The organism is Streptomyces sp. NPDC017246 (assembly GCF_044331325.1).
In the GTDB taxonomy this organism is placed as follows: Bacteria; Actinomycetota; Actinomycetes; order Streptomycetales; family Streptomycetaceae; genus Streptomyces.
The window spans coordinates 179,057-196,885 of the sequence record NZ_JBIRMW010000004.1 but is presented as its reverse complement, the minus strand read 5'-3'; the positions used below and the strand labels follow the sequence as shown (position 1 = coordinate 196,885).

Annotated in this window: 13 protein-coding genes; all 13 read right to left on the bottom strand. The window is 73.2% G+C overall.

The genetic code is table 11. The features are described from left to right. Positions 1 to 46 precede the first annotated feature (46 nt). Genes ACH4MY_RS11635 through ACH4MY_RS11575 form a run of 13 tightly spaced genes read right to left on the bottom strand, consistent with a single transcriptional unit; the run spans position 47 to position 17,660 of the window. A complete protein-coding gene (locus ACH4MY_RS11635) occupies positions 47 to 1,030 on the bottom strand; it encodes an SDR family oxidoreductase (protein WP_398000975.1) in 984 nt (327 codons plus the stop codon). After that, complete coding sequence (locus tag ACH4MY_RS11630; RefSeq protein WP_398000973.1) at positions 1,027 to 2,070, bottom strand: ROK family protein; 1,044 nt, start codon at positions 2,068 to 2,070, stop codon at positions 1,027 to 1,029. The genes ACH4MY_RS11635 and ACH4MY_RS11630 overlap by 4 nt, the downstream gene beginning before the upstream one ends. Further along, entirely contained in the window at positions 2,051 to 2,419 is a 369-nt protein-coding gene (locus tag ACH4MY_RS11625; protein WP_398000971.1) for a cupin domain-containing protein, read from the bottom strand. Before ACH4MY_RS11625 ends, ACH4MY_RS11630 begins: the two co-directional genes overlap by 20 nt. Continuing rightward, the gene (locus tag ACH4MY_RS11620) at positions 2,416 to 3,621 is read right to left on the bottom strand and encodes a sedoheptulose 7-phosphate cyclase (protein WP_398000969.1); all 1,206 of its coding nucleotides are present in this window, start codon (positions 3,619 to 3,621) and stop codon (positions 2,416 to 2,418) included. The genes ACH4MY_RS11625 and ACH4MY_RS11620 overlap by 4 nt, the downstream gene beginning before the upstream one ends. Continuing rightward, the gene (gene malQ, locus ACH4MY_RS11615; protein WP_398000966.1) at positions 3,599 to 5,677 is read right to left on the bottom strand and encodes a 4-alpha-glucanotransferase; all 2,079 of its coding nucleotides are present in this window, start codon (positions 5,675 to 5,677) and stop codon (positions 3,599 to 3,601) included. The genes ACH4MY_RS11620 and malQ overlap by 23 nt, the downstream gene beginning before the upstream one ends. After that, positions 5,674 to 8,787, bottom strand: a complete 3,114-nt coding sequence (locus ACH4MY_RS11610) for an HAD-IIB family hydrolase (protein ID WP_398000963.1) — start codon at positions 8,785 to 8,787, stop codon at positions 5,674 to 5,676. The genes malQ and ACH4MY_RS11610 overlap by 4 nt, the downstream gene beginning before the upstream one ends. A gap of 12 nt (positions 8,788 to 8,799) precedes the next feature. Further along, the gene (locus ACH4MY_RS11605) at positions 8,800 to 9,918 is read right to left on the bottom strand and encodes a sugar phosphate nucleotidyltransferase (RefSeq protein ID WP_398000961.1); all 1,119 of its coding nucleotides are present in this window, start codon (positions 9,916 to 9,918) and stop codon (positions 8,800 to 8,802) included. Beyond that, entirely contained in the window at positions 9,911 to 12,034 is a 2,124-nt protein-coding gene (locus ACH4MY_RS11600) for a glycosyltransferase (RefSeq protein WP_398000958.1), read from the bottom strand. Before ACH4MY_RS11600 ends, ACH4MY_RS11605 begins: the two co-directional genes overlap by 8 nt. Further along, positions 12,031 to 13,596, bottom strand: a complete 1,566-nt coding sequence (locus ACH4MY_RS11595) for a phosphotransferase (protein WP_398000955.1) — start codon at positions 13,594 to 13,596, stop codon at positions 12,031 to 12,033. Before ACH4MY_RS11595 ends, ACH4MY_RS11600 begins: the two co-directional genes overlap by 4 nt. An 8-nt stretch (positions 13,597 to 13,604) precedes the next feature. Then, on the bottom strand, positions 13,605 to 14,405 hold the full coding sequence (locus ACH4MY_RS11590) for an ABC transporter permease (RefSeq protein ID WP_398000952.1): 801 nt from the start codon (positions 14,403 to 14,405) through the stop codon (positions 13,605 to 13,607). After that, on the bottom strand, positions 14,402 to 15,232 hold the full coding sequence (locus tag ACH4MY_RS11585; protein ID WP_398000950.1) for an ABC transporter permease: 831 nt from the start codon (positions 15,230 to 15,232) through the stop codon (positions 14,402 to 14,404). The genes ACH4MY_RS11590 and ACH4MY_RS11585 overlap by 4 nt, the downstream gene beginning before the upstream one ends. Beyond that, entirely contained in the window at positions 15,229 to 16,374 is a 1,146-nt protein-coding gene (locus ACH4MY_RS11580; RefSeq protein ID WP_398000947.1) for an ATP-binding cassette domain-containing protein, read from the bottom strand. The genes ACH4MY_RS11585 and ACH4MY_RS11580 overlap by 4 nt, the downstream gene beginning before the upstream one ends. Continuing rightward, a complete protein-coding gene (locus tag ACH4MY_RS11575; RefSeq protein ID WP_398000944.1) occupies positions 16,371 to 17,660 on the bottom strand; it encodes an aspartate aminotransferase family protein in 1,290 nt (429 codons plus the stop codon). The genes ACH4MY_RS11580 and ACH4MY_RS11575 overlap by 4 nt, the downstream gene beginning before the upstream one ends. Between the last annotated feature and the right edge of the window lie 169 nt (positions 17,661 to 17,829).

Here is a 17,829-nt window from a genome sequence, read left to right as displayed (position 1 = left end):
GGGCCGGGTCCGTCGTACGACGGACCCGGCCCTCCCGGTATCGGTGTCAGGCGGTCCGGCCGGCGTCCCGACGGCCGCCCACGCCGCCGAGGAACGCGGGGGCCAGGGCGGCCGCCGCCGTGGCCACGTCCCGCAGGGGGACGGCGTCCATCCCCGGTACGGAGGCGAGGAGCGTACTGGAGAGGCAGGCGTTCTCCGGCCGGGACGCGTAGCGGCCCGAGGCCCGGGGGACGGCCCGCACCAGTTCGGGAGAAACGCCCAGGGAGGCGGCGATCACCCGGGCCCACTCCGCTCGGGAGACGCGGTCCGGGCCGCCGAGATGCAGGACCGGGGGCAGGGCGCCGGGCTGAGCGAGGAGCATGGACGTCACCGCGGCGACGTCTTCGACGAGGACCGGGGTCGTCCACTGGTCGTCCGGTGCCTCCACCGTCTCGCCCCGCGCCAGCCGATGGGCGCAGGACGAGAAGAAGTTCAGCCACTTCTCGCCACCGGCCGGCTCGTGGCCGTAGACGAGGCTGACACGGAGGACGGTGGCCGGGGCGGCCGCACGGGAGAGCAGCAGCCGCTCGGCGTTCCGCTTGGCCGCCCCGTAGGCGTTCGCGGGGGCGACGGGCGTGGACTCGACGTTGTGCGGCGACGAGCCGTCGAACACGTTGTCCGTCGAGATCATGACGACACGGTCGAGGCCCGGCAGCGCGGCGATGTTCCCGGTCGCCGCCGCGTGGGCGGCGGCCGCCTCCTCGGGGTGCGCCTCGCACCAGGTGACGTCGGAGGGGCCGTGGACCAGGACGACCGCAATGGGTCCGACCGCCGGCACCACGCGCGCGCATGCCGAGGCGTCGGTGGCGTCGAGCGCGGTCCAGCGCGCGCCGTACGTCTCGGGAGCGACCGAGGGCCGCCCGCGGGAGGCGAGGGTCGCGGAGTGCCCCTCGGCGGCGAGCCGGCGGGCGATCTCCGTACCGACGAAACCACTGCCGACGACGAGGACGTCCAGCGGCGCGTCCGGCGCGGGCTCCGAGAGGGAGGTCAACGGACTGCCGCCTTCCACGGACGGACGGGATCCCCGAGCCGGCGGGACACGAGCCGCCCCATGCCGACGAGTCCGTGGTCGTCGTCCTCGGCGCCCAGGACCACCATGGCGTCCACCTCGTCCGCCGACAGGCCGAAGCAGCCCTGGCGCAGGAGTTCCTCCACGAGGAGCTCCCGGTAGCGTTCGCCGATCGCGAGCGCGAAACCGCCCATGAGGACGTAGCGGCGGACCCCGATCGCGGCGAACACCGCGCCGACGGCGGCGGCGAGAGGGACCAGGGTCGAGCGCAGCACCGAGGTGACGAACGGGTCGCCGTTCCGGACGGCGGCGGCGATCTCCGGATTGGTGAGGCTCGCCGGGTCGGCCGCTCCGGCGCGGGCCGGGGCCGAGTCCGCGTACGCCGGGGGATCGGCGACGGCCGCCCGCCGCACCGCGGCGAGGACCCCGCGTCCCGACGCGATCGCCCCCAGATGCCCGCGCCCGCCGCAGTCGCACAGCGGGGCGTCGGGCGAGCGGTCGTACGTCCAGTGGCCGAGCTCGCCCCCGTGGCCCTCGGCGTCGAGGAGGACGTCGCCGTCGCGGAACACCTTGTTCCCGATACCGGAGCTGACGGTCAGCAGACAGAACGGGGCGGACTCCTCCGTGCCGTACCGCCAGGCCGCAGCCGTGAGGTCGTTGACGACCACCACCGGCACGTCGAGGCGGGAACTCAGCAGGGCCTGGAGCGGCAGCGGCTCGCCGCCCTCGCCCCAGACCGTCGGCGCGCCGAGGACCGTTCCGTCGCGGCCGACCGGGCCGGCGAAGGCGATACCGAGCGCGGGGCCCGCGCCGGGACGCCCGTCCCGCGCCCGCCCGGCCTCGCGCACGATCTGCTCGATCACACGGTGCTGGAGCGCGGCGACGGACTCGCCGGGGTGCGCGGCCATGCCGTCCACCGGCATCCGCCGCACGTGCGTGAGACGTCCGTCGCCGAAGGCGCCGACGCGCAGGGTCGTGCCTCCGACATCCATGACGGTGATGTCACCCGTCAGCGGCGTCATGCAGGGCCTCCTCGAAGACGAGCAGGGCGAGGTCGGTGTCGGAGTCGTTGCTCAGACCGTGCTCGCCGAACGGTGCGTTCACGACGATGTCGCCCGCCTCGACGCGGAACTCCTCGCCGTCGCGGTACATGAGGCCGCCGCCGCTGAGGACGATGTACGTCTCGCGGTCACGGCCGTGGCGGTGGCGTCCGATCGAGGTCCCCGGGGGCAGGACTGCCAGGTCGACGAAGTCCGCGCCGGAACCGGCACCCCGGGCGAAGACGCGGTGGGCGAGGATCGTCCCCTCGCCGCCGTGGTCGTGCGGCTTGGCGGACAGGAGCTCGCGCAGATTGACCCGCTGCACGGTCACGGCCGGATCCCCTCCTCGGCGTGGCGGGCCCGCAGGGCGAGGTCGTCGAGCGCCCGGGCGAGGACCTCGCGCGGCACGTCCCCGAGCTCGTCGACGAACGTCGCCTTCCCCACGGCCGTGGGGACGACGAGATGCAGCTTGCGGCCCCGCCGCTCCCAGGACTCCTCCAGGGCGCGGGTCATCAACTCGGGTGTGCAGGTGGCGGCGTCGAAGACGGGCAGCCCGATGCGCGTCAGCAGCCCGATGATCCGGTCGCAGCCCTCCTCGTCGAGCAGCCCGAGCCGCAGGGCCAGGCACGCGGAGAGCGCCATGTCGACGGCGACGGCCTCACCGTGCTCCAGACGGTGGTCCCCGGCCGTCTCGACGACCGGACTGAAGGTGTGCCCGAAGTCCACGAGCCGGGCGAGCTGGTGCTCCCGCAGGTTCGGGCAGAGCTCCTCCATCATCAGCCGCATGGAGGTGCGCAGGACGTACGTCTCCACCTCAGGGGGCGTGGGCGGTGCGCCGGTCCGGCGGAAGGCCTCCGGATACCGCTCCAGCGTGCGGAACAGCTCCTCGTCCAGGATCACGGCCATCTTCACGATCTCCGCGAGACCGCACCGGATCTCCCGCACCGGCAGAGTGCCGAGGAACGCGGGATCGCTGAGCGAGGCGTGCGCCGGATGGTAGGCCCCGAACATGTTCTTCGTGTGGAGGGCGTTGACGCCCGTCTTCACCCCGACGCCCACGTCGACCTGCCCGACCAGGGTCGTGTTGACCCGGACGTAGCGGATGCCCCGCGCGTACATGGACGCGGCGAAGCCCACGACGTCCGAGACGATGCCACCGCCCAGGGCCAGCATCACACCGTGCCGGTCGAGCCCCGCGGCCTTGGCGAGCGAGCACACCCGCTCCGCCGTGGCCAGGGTCTTGTTCCGCTCGCCGGTGTCGATGGCGTGGACCGTCCAGGACCCCGGGGCCAGCGTCGCCTCCAGATAGCCGCGCAGCGCCGCCCCGTAGAGCCGGTCGACCGTCGGCCCGAGGAACGCGACCACCCGCCGCCCGCCCACCGCGCGCGCGAGCGCCGGATTGCCGGGGGAGAGCACCCCCGGGACGAGGTCCGCCCGGTACCCGGTGCCGTCCGGTGCGAGCAGACTGAAACCGTCGGCGTCCTCCCGTACACCCGAAAGCCGTTCGTGGTCAGCAAGAACCCGGCTTGCCATGTCTCTCCTCGGTAGTCACTCGGTGTGCTTCCGGCCGTTCCCCGAAGATCCGGGCCAGATGGTGGACGAGCGGCGCCCCGGTCAGCTCCTCCAGGGAGACCGGACGTCCGTGCTCGTCGGACATCGGCAGGCACCAGTTGGGGTGCGCCGCCGCGGTGCCCGGCAGGTTCTGCGGCCGGCGGTCGCCCGTCGTGTCCGGGAGCCAGACGCCGATCATGCGGGCCGGGGTCAGACACAGGTACGCGTGCAGCGCGGCGACCTCCCCGGCGGGATCGGGCAGCAGCCCCAACCGCCGCAATTCGGCGATCCAGCCGTCCCGCTCCTCCGCCGCCTCGGCCTTCTCCTGTTCCCGGGGACGGGTCAACAGGCCCAGCGAAGAACGCAGTTCGACATGCTCCCCGCTCAGCCACGCCGCGGTGCTCGGCAGATCGTGGGTGGTCAGCGTCGCCAGGCAGTTCTCCCGCCACCGCTCCGGAGGCAGGGGACCGAGCCTGCCCTCGGAACCGCCCTCGTACTCGAAGCGCTGCACCGCGGTCCCCACGACGCCGCGGCCGGCCAACTCCTCGCGTACACCCGGCTCGACCGTTCCCAGGTCCTCCCCGATGACGAACGCCCCGGCGGCCTCGGCCTCCGCCGTCAGGACCGCCAGCATCGCGTCACCGTCGTAACGGACGTACGTGCCCTCCGCGGGCGGCCGCCCCTCGGGCACCCACCACAGACGGAACAGCCCCATCACATGGTCGACGCGGAGCGCGCCCGAGTGCCGCAGCCCGGCCCGCAGCAGCCCGGCGAACGGCCGGTAGCCCTCGGCGGCCAGTGCGTCCGGGCGAAAGGGAGGCTGCCCCCAGTCCTGGCCCCGGGGGTTGAAGTCGTCGGGCGGGGCGCCCACCGACATACCGTCCGCGAGGCAGTGCCGCAGCGCCCAGGCGTCCGCCCCCTCCGGGGCCACGCCCACCGCGAGGTCGTGGACGAGCCCCACCTTCATGCCCGCCGCGCGCGCCTCGCGCTGCGCGCCGGCGAGCTGTTCGTCGGTGATCCAGGCCAGCCACAGGTGGAAGTCGACGGCGCCGGACAGCACGCGCCGGGCCTCGGCCACCGCGGCCGACCGCGGGTCGCGGAGCGCGGCGGGCCAGGAGCGCCAGGCCGGGCCGTGTACGTCGGCCAGGGCGCACCAGGTGGCGAAGTCCCCGAGGGCGTCGCCCTCCCTGGCGACGAACGCGGCGAACGCCGCCTCCCGCCCCGGGCCGCGGGGCACTTCGAACACCTCGCGCAGGGCGCGCCGCTTCAGCTCGCGCACCTCCTCCCGGCGGATGAGCGAGTCCCCGGCCAGGACGGCGGAGTTGAGGGCCGCCGCCCGGGACGCGAGCGCGCCGACCCGTCGGCGCGGTCCCTCGGGCAGGTACGCGAACTCCGGAACCGCTTCCACACGCACATGCATCGGGTCCGGGAAGCGCCGGCTGCTCGGCCGGTACGGCGACGGGTCCGGCAGGGGCCCCGGCTCCATCGCGTGCAGCGGCCCGAGCTGGACGAAGTCCGCCCCGAGGTCCCGGCCCGCCCAGGAGGCGAGCTCGCCGAGGTCCCCGAGGTCGCCCATTCCCCAGGACCTGCGGGAGAGCAGGAAGTACGACTGGACGAGGAAGCCCCAGGAGCGCGGCGGAACCGCCAGGCGCTCCGGCGCGACCAGCAGGACCGCGCTGTCCCGCCGCCCCGCGTGTTCGACGTGAAGGGTGTGGCGGCCCACGGGCAGCGGCTCGTCCAGGGCGCGGGCCCGGCCGTCGGCGCAGAGGACCTCGGCACGGGCCCCGGCGGGCAGGACCGGCCGGGGACCACCGGGGCCCCTCACCACGACGCACGGCGGTACGAGACGCCCCGCGCGCTCCGCCCGGCGCGCGTCGAGCGCGGCGTTGGCGGCGGCCGGCGTGGAGGCGTCGACACCGCAGGACGCGAGCACCGCCACCAGGGTGTCCCGGGGGACGGTGACCTCCCTCCCGCGGTCCGTGCGGTAGCCGGTCGCCACCCCGAGCTCCTCGGCCAGGCGGATCAACGGGTCGCTCACGAGGCGCCTCCCATCGGCGTCACGGCCGCGCCGAAGAGACGCTCGAGCACCGAGGCCACACCGTCCTCCTCGTTGGCGGGGGCGATCTCGTCCGCGACCGCCAGAAGCGCGGGATGGGCGTTCGCGACCGCCACCCCGTGACCGGCGAGCGCCAGGAGCGGGATGTCGTTGGGCATGTCGCCGAAGGACACCGTCTCCGCGGGCGAGCACCCCAGCAGGTCCAGGGCCAGCGCGACACCGGTGCCCTTGGTGATGCCGTACGGCAGCACCTCGACCATCCCCCGCACGGAATGCACGACCGTCACCTCGCCACCGCACAGACCCCGTGCCGTCTCGGCGAGTTCGTCGTCCCCCACGGTGCGGTGATGCAGGACGAGCTTGTCGATCGGCGCGTCCCACAGCAGGTCGCGGTCGGAGGTGACGTCCCAGCCGTGGCGGACGCGCTCGCCGAACCCCGGCGTGACCTTGAACCGGCTCTCGGGCGGCGAGGTGACCACACCGAGTTCCAGCCGGCCGAGGACGGCCTCGACACGCTCGACGACGGAACGCGCCAGGGCCGTGTCCAGCGTCGCCGAGGCGAGCAGCCGGTCCTCTCCGGCGTCGTACAGCTGACCGCCCTGTCCGCAGACGGCGATCCCCGTGTAGCCGAGGGACCCGAGGAGCTCCCGGCACGCGGCGGCCGGACGGCCGGTGACGACCAGATGCCGGGCCCCCGACGCGGCCACGAGAGCCAGCGCGCCCAGCGTCCGCTCCGAGACGGTCAGATCGCCCCGCAGCAGCGTCCCGTCGAGGTCCGTCGCCACCACACGGTAGGGAGGGTTCTCCGGCACCGCGACGTCGTCCCAGGTCACTCGGCCGTCGGCGAGGGTGAGCCGGAGGACGAGACCGCCCCGCGGGGAACCGGCCCGGACCTCGCCCCGGAAGACGCCGTCGGCATCGCGCCGCAGCGCGGCGAGCCCCGTCGACCCGCTTCCGGGCACGGGCTCGTCCGAGACGGCCGCCTCCGCCGCCGACTCGGCCGGGTCCGGGCGCCCGAGGCCGGCCGGCCGGTCCGGCGCGGCGGGCGGCAGCCCGTCGGCCTCGACCACCACATCGACCGCGACCAGCCCCGGATGGTGATACTCCACCCGGTGCGGCGCGCCCGCGGAGGCGGGGGAGACCCGGCAGCGGGTGCGGACCGGGGCCATCAGGTCGTCCCGGTCCGCCGCCCTGGCCAGTTGGGCGCAGCGGACGAAGTCGGCCCGCCGGTACGCCGCCGCGAACAGCCGCTCGTACACGGCCCCGTCGAGCTCCGCGCACCGCCCGTAGGCCGCGGCGTCACCGAGTTCCCCGGCCCGCCGCGCGATCGCGTCGCGGTGCGTGGTCCAGGACTCCTCGTCGAGCAGGTCGAACCAGCCGTACCGGACCGCGTCCCGGGCCGGCAGGCTCCGGGGGACGTCGTCCAGGAGCTCCCGGAAGACGTCCAGACGGCGCCGCGCGCTCTCGCTCCAGGTGAAGCCGCGGGCGGTCCGCGCGGCGGCGGCCGAGAGCCGGGCGTAGTCGGCCGGTGCCTCCCGGAACATCCGGGCCGCCTCCCGGATCCGGTCCGCGAGGAGACGGGCGAGCTCCCGGTCGTCGTCACGGAACGAGCCGCGTACGGCGAAGCCGGTCGCCCCGGGATCCTCCGGCGGCAGCGCGTGGCCGAAGTGGGCCGTGGTCCGCTGCGCCGTGGCGATCGGCACCGCGCCGCAGGCCATCGCCTCGGCCTGGGCGATGAGGAAGCCGTCGAGTTCGAACTTCGACGGATAGACGCAGAAGTCGGCACAGGCCGCCTCCTGGAAGAGCACGTCCTCGTCGACCAGCCGCCAGTCCAGACGCACCCGGTCCGGGTGGGCGTCGGCCACCCGCTGGAAGTACGCGTTCGCCGGCGGCGCCTCGGTCATGCCGCCCGCGCCCGTGGCGCAGCGCAGCACGAAGCTGACGTCGGCGCCGCCGTCGAGCACCTCCTCGACGGCCCGGACGAGCTCCAACTGACCCTTGTGATGCACCGCGTACCGTGCCGCGTGGTAGAAGACCGGCCGGGCGGGATCGAGTCCCATCGACCGCAGCACCGCGTCCCGGTCGACCGCCGAGGGGTCCCCGGCCAGCCAGTGGTCCGACACCCCGCAGCCGCCGTCGAACAGCTTGCCCGCGTGCTCGCGCAGCAGCCCGGAGACCGGCAGCGACCCGACGTACCGCTCCATGGGGGTGTCGGCGAAGGTGCTGTAGTAGTCGCGCTGGCCGGGTGAGACGAAGTCCACGAGGTCGGCGTGGGCGAGGATCTGCGGGAAGACGCCCACATGGTCCGGCCCGTACTCGGTGTGCAGCCGGGTCGCCGCGAGGGACCGGACCATGGCGGCGGCGGGGGAGTCCTCGGGCGGCGGCACGTCCTCCCACGCGTCCAGGCCCGGGGTCGGGCCGTCACCGCGGGCGGTGGTGTCGATGCCGAACGCGTCCAGCAGGGCTTCGAGTTGGGGCCGGTAGACCTTCTGGGTGATCGGCGCGTTGGCCGCCACCGTGCTGACGCACCGCCAGCGGGGGTCGTCGCGCAGCACCAGCGGGACCAGGTAGTGGTAGGAGGGTTCGAAGCCGTGGACGACGGCGGGCTCCGCACGAGATGCCGGGGTGTGGGCCCCGTCGCCGAACCACTCCCGCAGGAAGCGCAGCCCGGCCACCTGGAAGACCAGGGGCTTGAAGTACGACAGGTCCCGGCCCTCGGAGCCGGGCGGCGGATAGAGCCGGTCCGGCAGCAGGTCCAGCTGGGCGTCGGACAGGAGGTACACGTCCACGCCGTCGAGCCGCAGCCGGTGGGCCCGCGTCGTCAGCGCCAGTGGAACCTCGGACGGCCGGCCCGGCCAGGCCTTGGGGTCCAGCACCAGCGGCACCGTGTGGTCCCTGCGGTAGCCGAGGTCCTCGATCGGGTGCGTCTCGCGCAGCCGGTCGAGATGTCCGTGCGAGGGCGTGACGATCGAGACCCGGTGCCCCCGGGACGCGTACTCGCGCGAGAGGTTCCACACCAGCGGTGAGAGACCCCCGCGCATCAGCCGGGTGTCGAAACCACCGCACTCGTAGGAGAAGTTGATGATGTGCATGTCTGTGCTCCCTCAGCGTGCGGCGTTCGGCGCCGGCTCGACGCGCTGGACGAAGCCGTCCTCCAGGACGACCGCGGAGTCGACGTCGGCCCCGTCGGGCACGACGGCGCCGGGCAGCAGCACACTGCGCCGCACCCGCGCCCCCGCCCCGATCCGCACCCCCGGGAAGAGGACGCTGTCCTCGACCCGCCCGCGGCTGACCAGGTCGAAGGGGACGACGGAACGCTCGACGCCGGGAGCCCGCTCGACCCAGGAGCGGGCGAGGCGGGGCGAGACCGTCCAGGGAAGCGCGTCCACCGGCAGGGCGGCCCCGGGCCGCGTCATGGCGAGATGGGCGCGGTGGTAGCGCTCCACCGTCCCGATGTCCTCCCAGTGACCCTCGACCCGGTGTCCGAGGATCCGTTCGCCCGCCGCGAGCATCGCCGGGATGACGTCCCTGCTGATGTCGTGCTGCCAGTCCGTGCCGTCGAGCTCCCGGAGGAAGCGCTCCAGCACCTCCGCGTCGAAGACGCAGAAGGCGGCGAACACCAGGTCAGTGGTGGGGTGTTCGGGCTTCTCGACGAAGCCGGTCAGGTACCCGTCGGCATCGAAGTCGACCATGCCGAAGAGATGCACCCAGCGCGGGTCGATCCGCTGGTACGCGAGGGTGAGCGCCGCCCGCCCCTCGATGTGCCGCCTGATCAGCGGCCCGTAGTCGAAGCGGTAGACATGATCGGCGTGGAGCACCATCACATGCTTCGTCCCGGCACCGAAGATGTGGTCGCCCTTGCGGATCAGGGCGTCGGCCGTGCCGCGCTCCAGGGGCCAGGTGCGCTCCGGCAGCAGCGGGGGCAGCTCCCCGCCCGCCGCGCGGTAGGCCGCGTCGTACGGCCCGAAGTGGACCCGGAAGCCGGGCGAGACACCGTTCCAGGCGGTGCGCAGATCGTCCATGAGCCGGCGCTCCTCGTACTGCGAGAGGAGCAGCACCTCACCGATGCCCGAGTCCCGCGCGTTGGCCAGGCTGAAGTCGATGAGCCGGCACGCGCCGCCGTACGGCACGAGCGGCTTCAGCCGGCCGGTGCCGAGGCGGCCCATGCGCTCGCCGCGCCCACCGGCCAGCAGCACGGTGCGGACGGAGTCGTACTCAGCCATGACGCACCACGTCCCAGGCGACCCGGCCGTTCGACAGGGTCAGGAGCAGCCGGGCGTCGGAGCCCGCCGGCGGCCTGGGGCCCGAGAACTCGCCCTCGGCGGTACGCGTCCACCGGGTGACCTCGGCCTCCGCACGGCCGTCCGGAGCACGGGGGGCCGGTACGACCAGCTCGACCCGCTCCGCGTGAGGGAGCCGGTAGACGAGCCCCTCCCCCCGAGGCAGGCACCGGTCGCGCAGCGCCGCGCGCGGGCCCGGTGGCACCGCCTCCGGCCACCGCCGCAGCACCTCCTCGCAGAGCGCGAAGTCGGCGCGCTCCCACGCGGTGCCGAAGAGGCGGTGGGCGAGCGCGTCGCCGACGGGGCCGAGACGTTCGACGGCGGCGAGGTCCCCGGCCGTCACGGCGGCCGCGAGCACCTCGTCGGGCCGCTCCGACCAGACCCGGTCCGGCAGGAGATCGAACCAGCCGTGGCGCAGGGCGTCGTCGGCGGAGAGCTCGGGCGCCGTGCCCCGCCACAGCTCCTCGAACACCTCCAGGTGCAGATCGGCGCAGCGCTCCCAGGTGAAGGCGCTCGCCACCTCCCGCGAACGCGCCGACAGGGCGCGGTACTCCTCGGGCCGGTCGTGGAAGAGCCGTACGGCCTGGTGGAAGCGGTCCACGAGGGCGTCGGCGAGGAGCGAGTCCTCCTCGGCGAACGAGCGGTTGACCGAGAAACCGGTCCCGGTGTCCCGCGGAGCGGCATGCAGGAAGTGCGCCATGCCCCACTGCGCCGTGGCGACGGGCACGGCCCCGCAGGCCATGGCCTCGCCCTGGGCGATCAGGAACGTGTCCATCTCGAACTTGGAGGGGAACACACAGAAGTCGGCGGACGCCGCGTAGGCGAAGACCCCGCCCTCGTCGACGCGTTCCCACTCCAGGTGCACGCGCCCCCGATGCCTCTTCGCGACGTCGTGGACGTACGGGTCGGCGATGCCGGTCGGCGAGATGCAGCGCAGGACGAAGTTGGCGGCGAGGCCCTCGGAGAGGACCTGGTCGACGGCCCGGAACAGCTCCACCTGGCCCTTGTGGTGCACCGCGTACCGGGCGTTGTGGAAGAACGTGGGCAGCGCGGGGTCCAGGCCGAGCCCGGAGAGCACCTCGGCCCGGTCCACCGCCCCGGGGTCCCGAGCGAGCCAGGTGTCGGATATCGCGCAGCCGCCGACGAACTGCTTGTGCGCGTTGCGGCGGACCGTGCCGGCGACGGGGAGCGCGGCGAACAGCTCCTCGAACGGGGTGTCCCGGAAGGTGCTGTAGAAGTCCCGCTGTCCGGGGGAGAGGAAGTCGATGCGGTCCGAGTGGTCGGCGACCAGGTCGTAGACCGTGAGATGGCCGGGCCGGTACTCGTAGTGGAGATGGGTGCGCTCCTGGTACTGGCGCTGGGCCTCGTGCTCGCCGGCCGGCAGTGGTCCGGGCTCGTCCGGCAGGGGCGGGGCGCCGAGCTCGGCGAGGAGCCGGCGGACCTCGGGGGCGTACACCTTCTTCGTGATCGGCATGTTGCTCTGCACGGTGGTCACCACGCTCTTCAGCGGGTCGCCGCTCAGCGCGGGCGGCAGCAGGTAGTGGTAGTACGGCTCATGGGCGTGGACCACCGCGCGTTCGTCCGCGAACCAGCTGCGGAGGAAGCGCACGCTGTCGACCTGGAAGACGAGCGGCTTGAAGAAGGTGAGGTCGTTGCCCTTCGCCGCGTACGGCGGGTAGAAGGTGTCGGGCAGCCGGTCCAGGTACTCGTTGGACAGGAAGTAGAGGTCGACACCCTCCAGGCGGATGCGGTGGGCCGTGGTGCGCAGTTCCACGGGCACCTCGCCCGGAAACCCCTTCCACACCTCGGGGTCGAGGACGAGGGGAAGGGTGTACCGGTCGTCGTAGGGGAGGTCCTCGACCGTGTGCCGACCGCGCAGGTCGTCCAGGCGTCCGTGCGCGGGCGTCACGATGGACACGCGGTGGCCCCTGCGGGCGAACTCCCGGGAGAGGTTCCAGAGGTACACCGAGGTGCCGCCCTGGAGGAAGGTGTGGTCGAACCCGCAGCATTCGAAGTACGTCTCGATGATGTGCAGGGGTTCCGCGGTCGCGTCACTCACGTCAGTACCTCGTGGTGGCTAGGGGGCGTCTTGCCGACCGGGCCGAGCGCGAGCGCGTGGCGCAGGTCGATGGCGGCGTGGTACGGCCGGGCGTGCGCGAAGTTGTAGTCCAGCTCGTGCAGCAGTCGGCGCAGGTAGAGCAGCCGGCGCAGCGGCGCGTCGGACAGGACGGGGGGCCCGGCCGGGCCGGACGCCTCGGGCAGACCGGGGATCCCGGGCAGGTCGGGGAACTCGGGGAGGACGGGAGAGAGCAGCAGTTCGACGACTCTCCGGCGCCAGGTGTCCGCCGCCTCGAAGACGAGGAGGAGCACGGAGCGCTGCTCCGGAGGCAGTCCGGGGGCGCCGTCCAGGGCGCCGAGCATCGTCTCCGTCGAGTCGACGCCCAGGATCCGCGCGCTCTCGAACGCGGCCTCGTCGGCGCTGAAGTACTCCAGGGCGCGCTGCAGCGCGACGACGTCCTCGAGCGGCGACTGCTCGGCCCAGCCCGGATCGTCCGGACCCGTACCGGGGGTGGAGATGTCGATGAGCCGCGGCGGGTCCCACAGCAGATGGGACAGGTGGAGGTCCCCGTGGCACGGCCCGGCGGACCAGCGGGTGTCCGAGGTGTCGAAGGCCTCCCGCAGCCGCTCGATCTCCGAGGTGATCGAGCGGAACGCCCCGGCGAGCGTCGGCGAGGGCAGCCGTGGTTCGGTCCTCGCCCGCTCCGCCAGCGCGGCGGTCCGCTCCTCGGCGGCGCGCAGCGCGCGCCGCACGGGGTAGTCGGGCGGGGCGGTGCCCCCGCCGAGCCGAAGCCGCAGATCCTCGTGGAAGGCGCCGAGGAAGCGGCCGGCCGTGTGCAGCGGGTCGGCGAGGGGAGCCAGATGGCGGTGGACGAGGTCCTCGACGGACTCCTTCGGGCCGGTCCCCGGGAGGGGTTCCCCTTCGGTGCCCGGGAGGAGCTTCGGCCACAGCGAGCGGAGGTTCTCGCGGAGCGGCGCGTCGATGCCGCTGCCCGGGGCGTACGCGTAGATCACCCCGAGCGGGAGCCGCTCCTCCCCTCCCGGCGGCAGATAGCTGTAGTCGCCGAACCAGCGCGGGGTGCGGCCGCTGTCGTTCATCAGCCGCAGCAGCTCGGGTTCCCGTACGTCCGCCCCCAGCGTGCGGTACGTCTTGTGGAGGTGCGGAAGACCGTCGATGTCGATGAGCGAGAGCGAGTTCGAGGACCACCCCTGCTCGAAGGGCAGTGGTTCCACGCTGTCGACGGGGGTGCCGCGGCCGCGGAACTCCAGGTGTCCGCCGCGAACGGTCGGGAGCCGCCCGCCGGCCGCCACGAGCCGGACGCAGGCCCGGTCGAAGGCGGTCGTGCCCTGGGCCTCGCCGAGGCGGCCGGAGCCGTCCCCGCTCACGGGGACGAGGAGCCGCCTGCCGTGCGCGGGACCTCCGACGGGGGAGACGACGAGGAGCGTCGCCCCGGGGGCGAGGACGGCCTCGTCGACGCGCTCGTACCCGTCGGCCCGGCGTACGTCCTCCGGTATCCATGCGGCGCCGCGCAGCAGTTCGCGGAGCCGGGTGTCGCTGGTCACGCCGTTCGTCAACTCCCGGTCATCTCGTATCTGGAAAGCCCGCGCCGCCAGAGCGACAGCGCGGCGAGCAGGGCGAGACCGGTCACCACGGGAAGCCACCGGACCAGGCTCGTGTCACCGTCGAGGAGGTAGACGGCGGGCGCGTATGACGTGAAGGCGAACGGCAGGACCCAGGTGAGCAGCACGCGCAACGACGGGTGGTAGAGGTCGAGCGGATAGCCCGCGAACTCGGAGACCTGGGTGACCGTCTGCATGGCCGGCATGCTCGTCACGGTCCAGAAGGACAGCGAGGCGAAGAACAGCTTGACGGCGCTGTGGACGAGCGCACCGCACAGGATCATCACGGGGACCAGCGCCCATTGCAGCGGCGTCGGGTCGATCCCCAGATGGGAACCGGCCCACAGCACCAGAACGGCACCGACGACCACCTCGCCCAGACCGTCGGGGTGGAAGAAGCGCTCCGACAGGAGCGAGAACAGCGGATCCACCGGACGGATCAGATAGCGGTAGAACTCGCCCCGCTGGATCAGCTTGCGGCTCAGCTCCCACAGCTGGTCGGTGAACAGATGGTCGATGCCGCGCGGCAGCAGGGAGCAGCCGAGCAGGAACAGCACCTGAAGGTACGACCAGCCCGCGACGGCCGGAACATGGCTGAAGACCAGGGTCACCGCCACGGCCTGGAGCCCCACCCGGATCAGGAAGGCCCCCGAGCCCAGGACGAAGTCGAGCCGGTAGGCCGTGAGGCGGTGGAGGCCGACACCGCCGAGGAAGAGGGCGAGCCGCAGATATCTGTGCGCGGTCCCGGTCATCCGCCCAGCACCTCCAGCCGGGAGGCGGCGGACCGCCACAACGCGGCGCACAGCAGGACCAGCCCCGCGGACCAGCCGAGCTGATGGCCGAGGACCTCGGCCGCGCCGCCCACCCCCTCGTACCGCCCCAGGAGGAGCGTGAGCGGGCCGTCCGCCATGGCCCGGAAGGGCAGGATCATGGCCAGGGTGTGCAGCGGTCCGGGCATCAGCGCCAGGGGAACCATCTGGCCGGCGAAGAAGGCGACGACACCCTGCTTGACCATGCGCACCCCCCAGGTGTTCGTGGTGAGGAAACCGGCCATGCCCGTCAGGAGGTTCACGCAGAACGCGATCACGGCCGAGAGCACCGTGGAGCCGAGGAAGAGCGCCGCGTCCACCGGTCCGGGGGTGGTGAGGGGGACGAACGCGGCGAAGAGCGCGAGGAGCGGCACGCCGACCAGGACCGCGTTGGTGCCGACGACGGGAAGGCTGGCGGCGAAGCGGACCAGGGGGTAGCTCACGGGGCGGACCAGCATGACCGCGATGTCGCCGCGGTAGACCTCCGCCGCGACCTCGTCGTCGACGCGGTTGGCGTGGATCACGCTCAGGACCTGCGCCACCACGAGGTAGGTGGTGATGCTCTCCGGGGTGAAGCCGCCGGGCCCCGGGCCGGGCGACCCGGCGTACACCGCACGCCAGAGGAAGACGGTCACCGCGGCGCCCGCGGCGGCGGTGACTCCGGTGATCAGGAAGGTGGTGCGGTACTGGAGCAGGGTCTGGAGCCCGCTGGTGGCGAACGGCAGGTAGTGCCCGGCGCGCCGGGCTCCGGTGCGGAGCGGAAGCCTCACGGGGCACCGCCGTCCGAGACGGCCCGGGCGCGAAGGTCCGGGGCCGGATCGGCTCCGCCGTCCGAGGACGCCCGGGCGTGGCCGTCCTGGGCCGGATCGGCTCCGCCGTCCGACGGTGACCCGGTCTCGTCGTCCCTGACGGCGGGGACTCCGCCGTTCCGGTAGGTCTGGCGGAGCACGGTCTCCAGATCGGGTTCGGGGGCGTAGCAGTCGACGAGATCGAAGTGGTCGAGGAGGAAGGCGAGCACCTGCCGTGAGCCGAACGCCCCGGCCGGGTAGTCGACGCGGATGCGCCCCTCCCGGGTGACGCCGGCCGTCGCCCCGGGCAGCCCCGCCTCGATCCGGAGCGCCGCGGCCTCCACGGCCGGGCCGCCGCGGTGGTCGAAGACCACCGAGCGCCGGTCGGCCCGGCGCAGCAGTTCGTGCAGGGTGCCCTCGTGCACCACCCGGCCGCCGTCCACGACCAGGGCGTCGTCGCAGATCGCGGAGATGTCGGACAGGTCGTGGCTGGTGAGCATCACGGTCGTGCCGAGCTCCGCGTTGGCCCGGTTGATCAGCGTGCGGACGGCTTCCTTCAGGACCATGTCCAGACCGATGGTGGGCTCGTCCCAGAAGACGACCTTCGGGTCGTGCAGCAGGCTGGCCGCGATCTCGGCGCGCATCCGCTGACCGAGGCTCAACTGGCGTACGGGGGTGGTGCCGAGGGCGTCGATGTCGAGGAGGTCGCGGTAGAGGGCGAGATTGCGCCGGTAGACCGCGTCGGGGATCTCGTAGATCCGGCGGAGGATCTGGAAGGAGTCCGGCACGGAGAGGTCCCACCACAGCTGGCTCCGCTGGCCGAAGACCACCCCGATGTTCAGGGCGTTGCGCCGCCGGTGCCGGTACGGCTCGACGCCGTCCACCAGGCAGCGGCCGGAGGTGGGGGTCATGATGCCGGTGAGCATCTTGATGGTGGTGGACTTGCCGGCCCCGTTGGCCCCGATGTACGCGGTCTTGGAGCCCGCGCGGACGTGGAAGGAGATGCCGTCGACCGCGTGCACGGTGCGGAAGTCGCGGGTGAAGAGGGTCGAGAGGCTGCCGAGGAGTCCCGGCCGCCGTTCGACCAGGCGGAAGTCCTTGGTGAGGTTCTCGGCGACGATCACGAGGTCACCTCCTCGAGCGCGCGTCCGAGGAGACGCACGCCCTCGTCCAGGAGCGCCTCGTCCATCGTGAACGGGGGCGCCAGCCGGATGATGTGGCCGCCCACCGAGGTACGCAGTCCCAGATCGAGCGCGGTGGTGTAGACGGCGCGGGCGATCTCCGGGGCGGGCGTGCGCGAGGAACGGTCGCGGACGAACTCGAGCCCGTGCAGCAGCCCGATGCCCCGGACCTGCCCGAGGACGTCGAACCTCGCCTGCAGCGCTTCGAGTTGCTCGGTGAGGCGGTCTCCGAGGACACGGACCCGGTCGATCAGCCGGTCGCGCTCGACGATTTCGAGCGTCGCCCGTGCGGCGGCGATGCCCAGCGGATTGCCGGCGTAGGTCGAGGCGTACGCCCCCGGCGGAGAGGCGGCGGGCGCGCGGAGCAGCTCGCTCCGGCCGGCCAGCACGGCGAAGGGGAAGCCGTTCGCCATGCCCTTGGACATCGCGACGAGATCGGGCTCCACCCCGACGCGTTCGGAGGCGAGGAAGGCGCCGGTGCGGCCACCTCCGGTCAGCACCTCGTCGGCGACGAGGAGGACGCCGTTGTCCCGGCAGGCCTCGGAGATCCGCTCCCAGTAGCCGGCGGGCGGCACGACGACTCCGGCCGCGCCGAGGACCGGCTCGAAGACGAGGGCCGACACATTCGGCTTCGACGCGATGTGGCGGGTGACGAGGGTGGCGCAGCGGACGTCGCAGGAGGGGTATTCGAGCTCCAGCGGGCAGCGGTAGCAGTACGGCGAGTAGCCGAGGACGCTGTTGCCGGAGAAGGACTGGTGGCCGACGTCCCAGTGGACCAGCATGCGGACGCCCATGGTCTTGCCGTGGAAGCCGTGGCGCAGGGCGCCGACGCGGTTGCGGCCGGGCTCGGCGGTCGACTGGACGACGCGGAGCGCGGCCTCCACCACCTCGGCTCCGGTGGAGAACAGGGCGTAGGTGTCGAGGTGTTCGGGCAGGAGCCGGGCCAGCAGTTCGAAGAAGGCGGCCCGTTCGGGTGTCGAGCTGTCGTGCACGTTCCACAGCAGGTTCGCCTGGCGTGTCAGCGCCGCCACCACCTCGGGATGGCCGTGACCGAGGGACTGGGTGAGGGTGCCGGCGGCGAGGTCGACGTACTGGTTGCCGTCCAGGTCGGTGAGGACCGCCCCGCGTCCCTCGGCGAAGACGCGTCTCCCCAGCGCCGCCTCCTCGGAGGCGCCGGGAGCGAGGTGCCGTGCCTCTCTGGCCAGCTGTTCCTGCTGGTGACCTGACAACGGTGCCCCTCCGGAGTGGATGAACTGATGTGGATATCCGGTCAGTTGATCGATTCGCGGTGTGAGTGAAGCACTCCGGCGGGACTCGTAGCAAGCCATTGCAGAAAGTTTCAGAGAGAGCTTGCGATGCGTAGTCCGGCTCTGCTTGAGTTCGGCGGTAGGACCACAG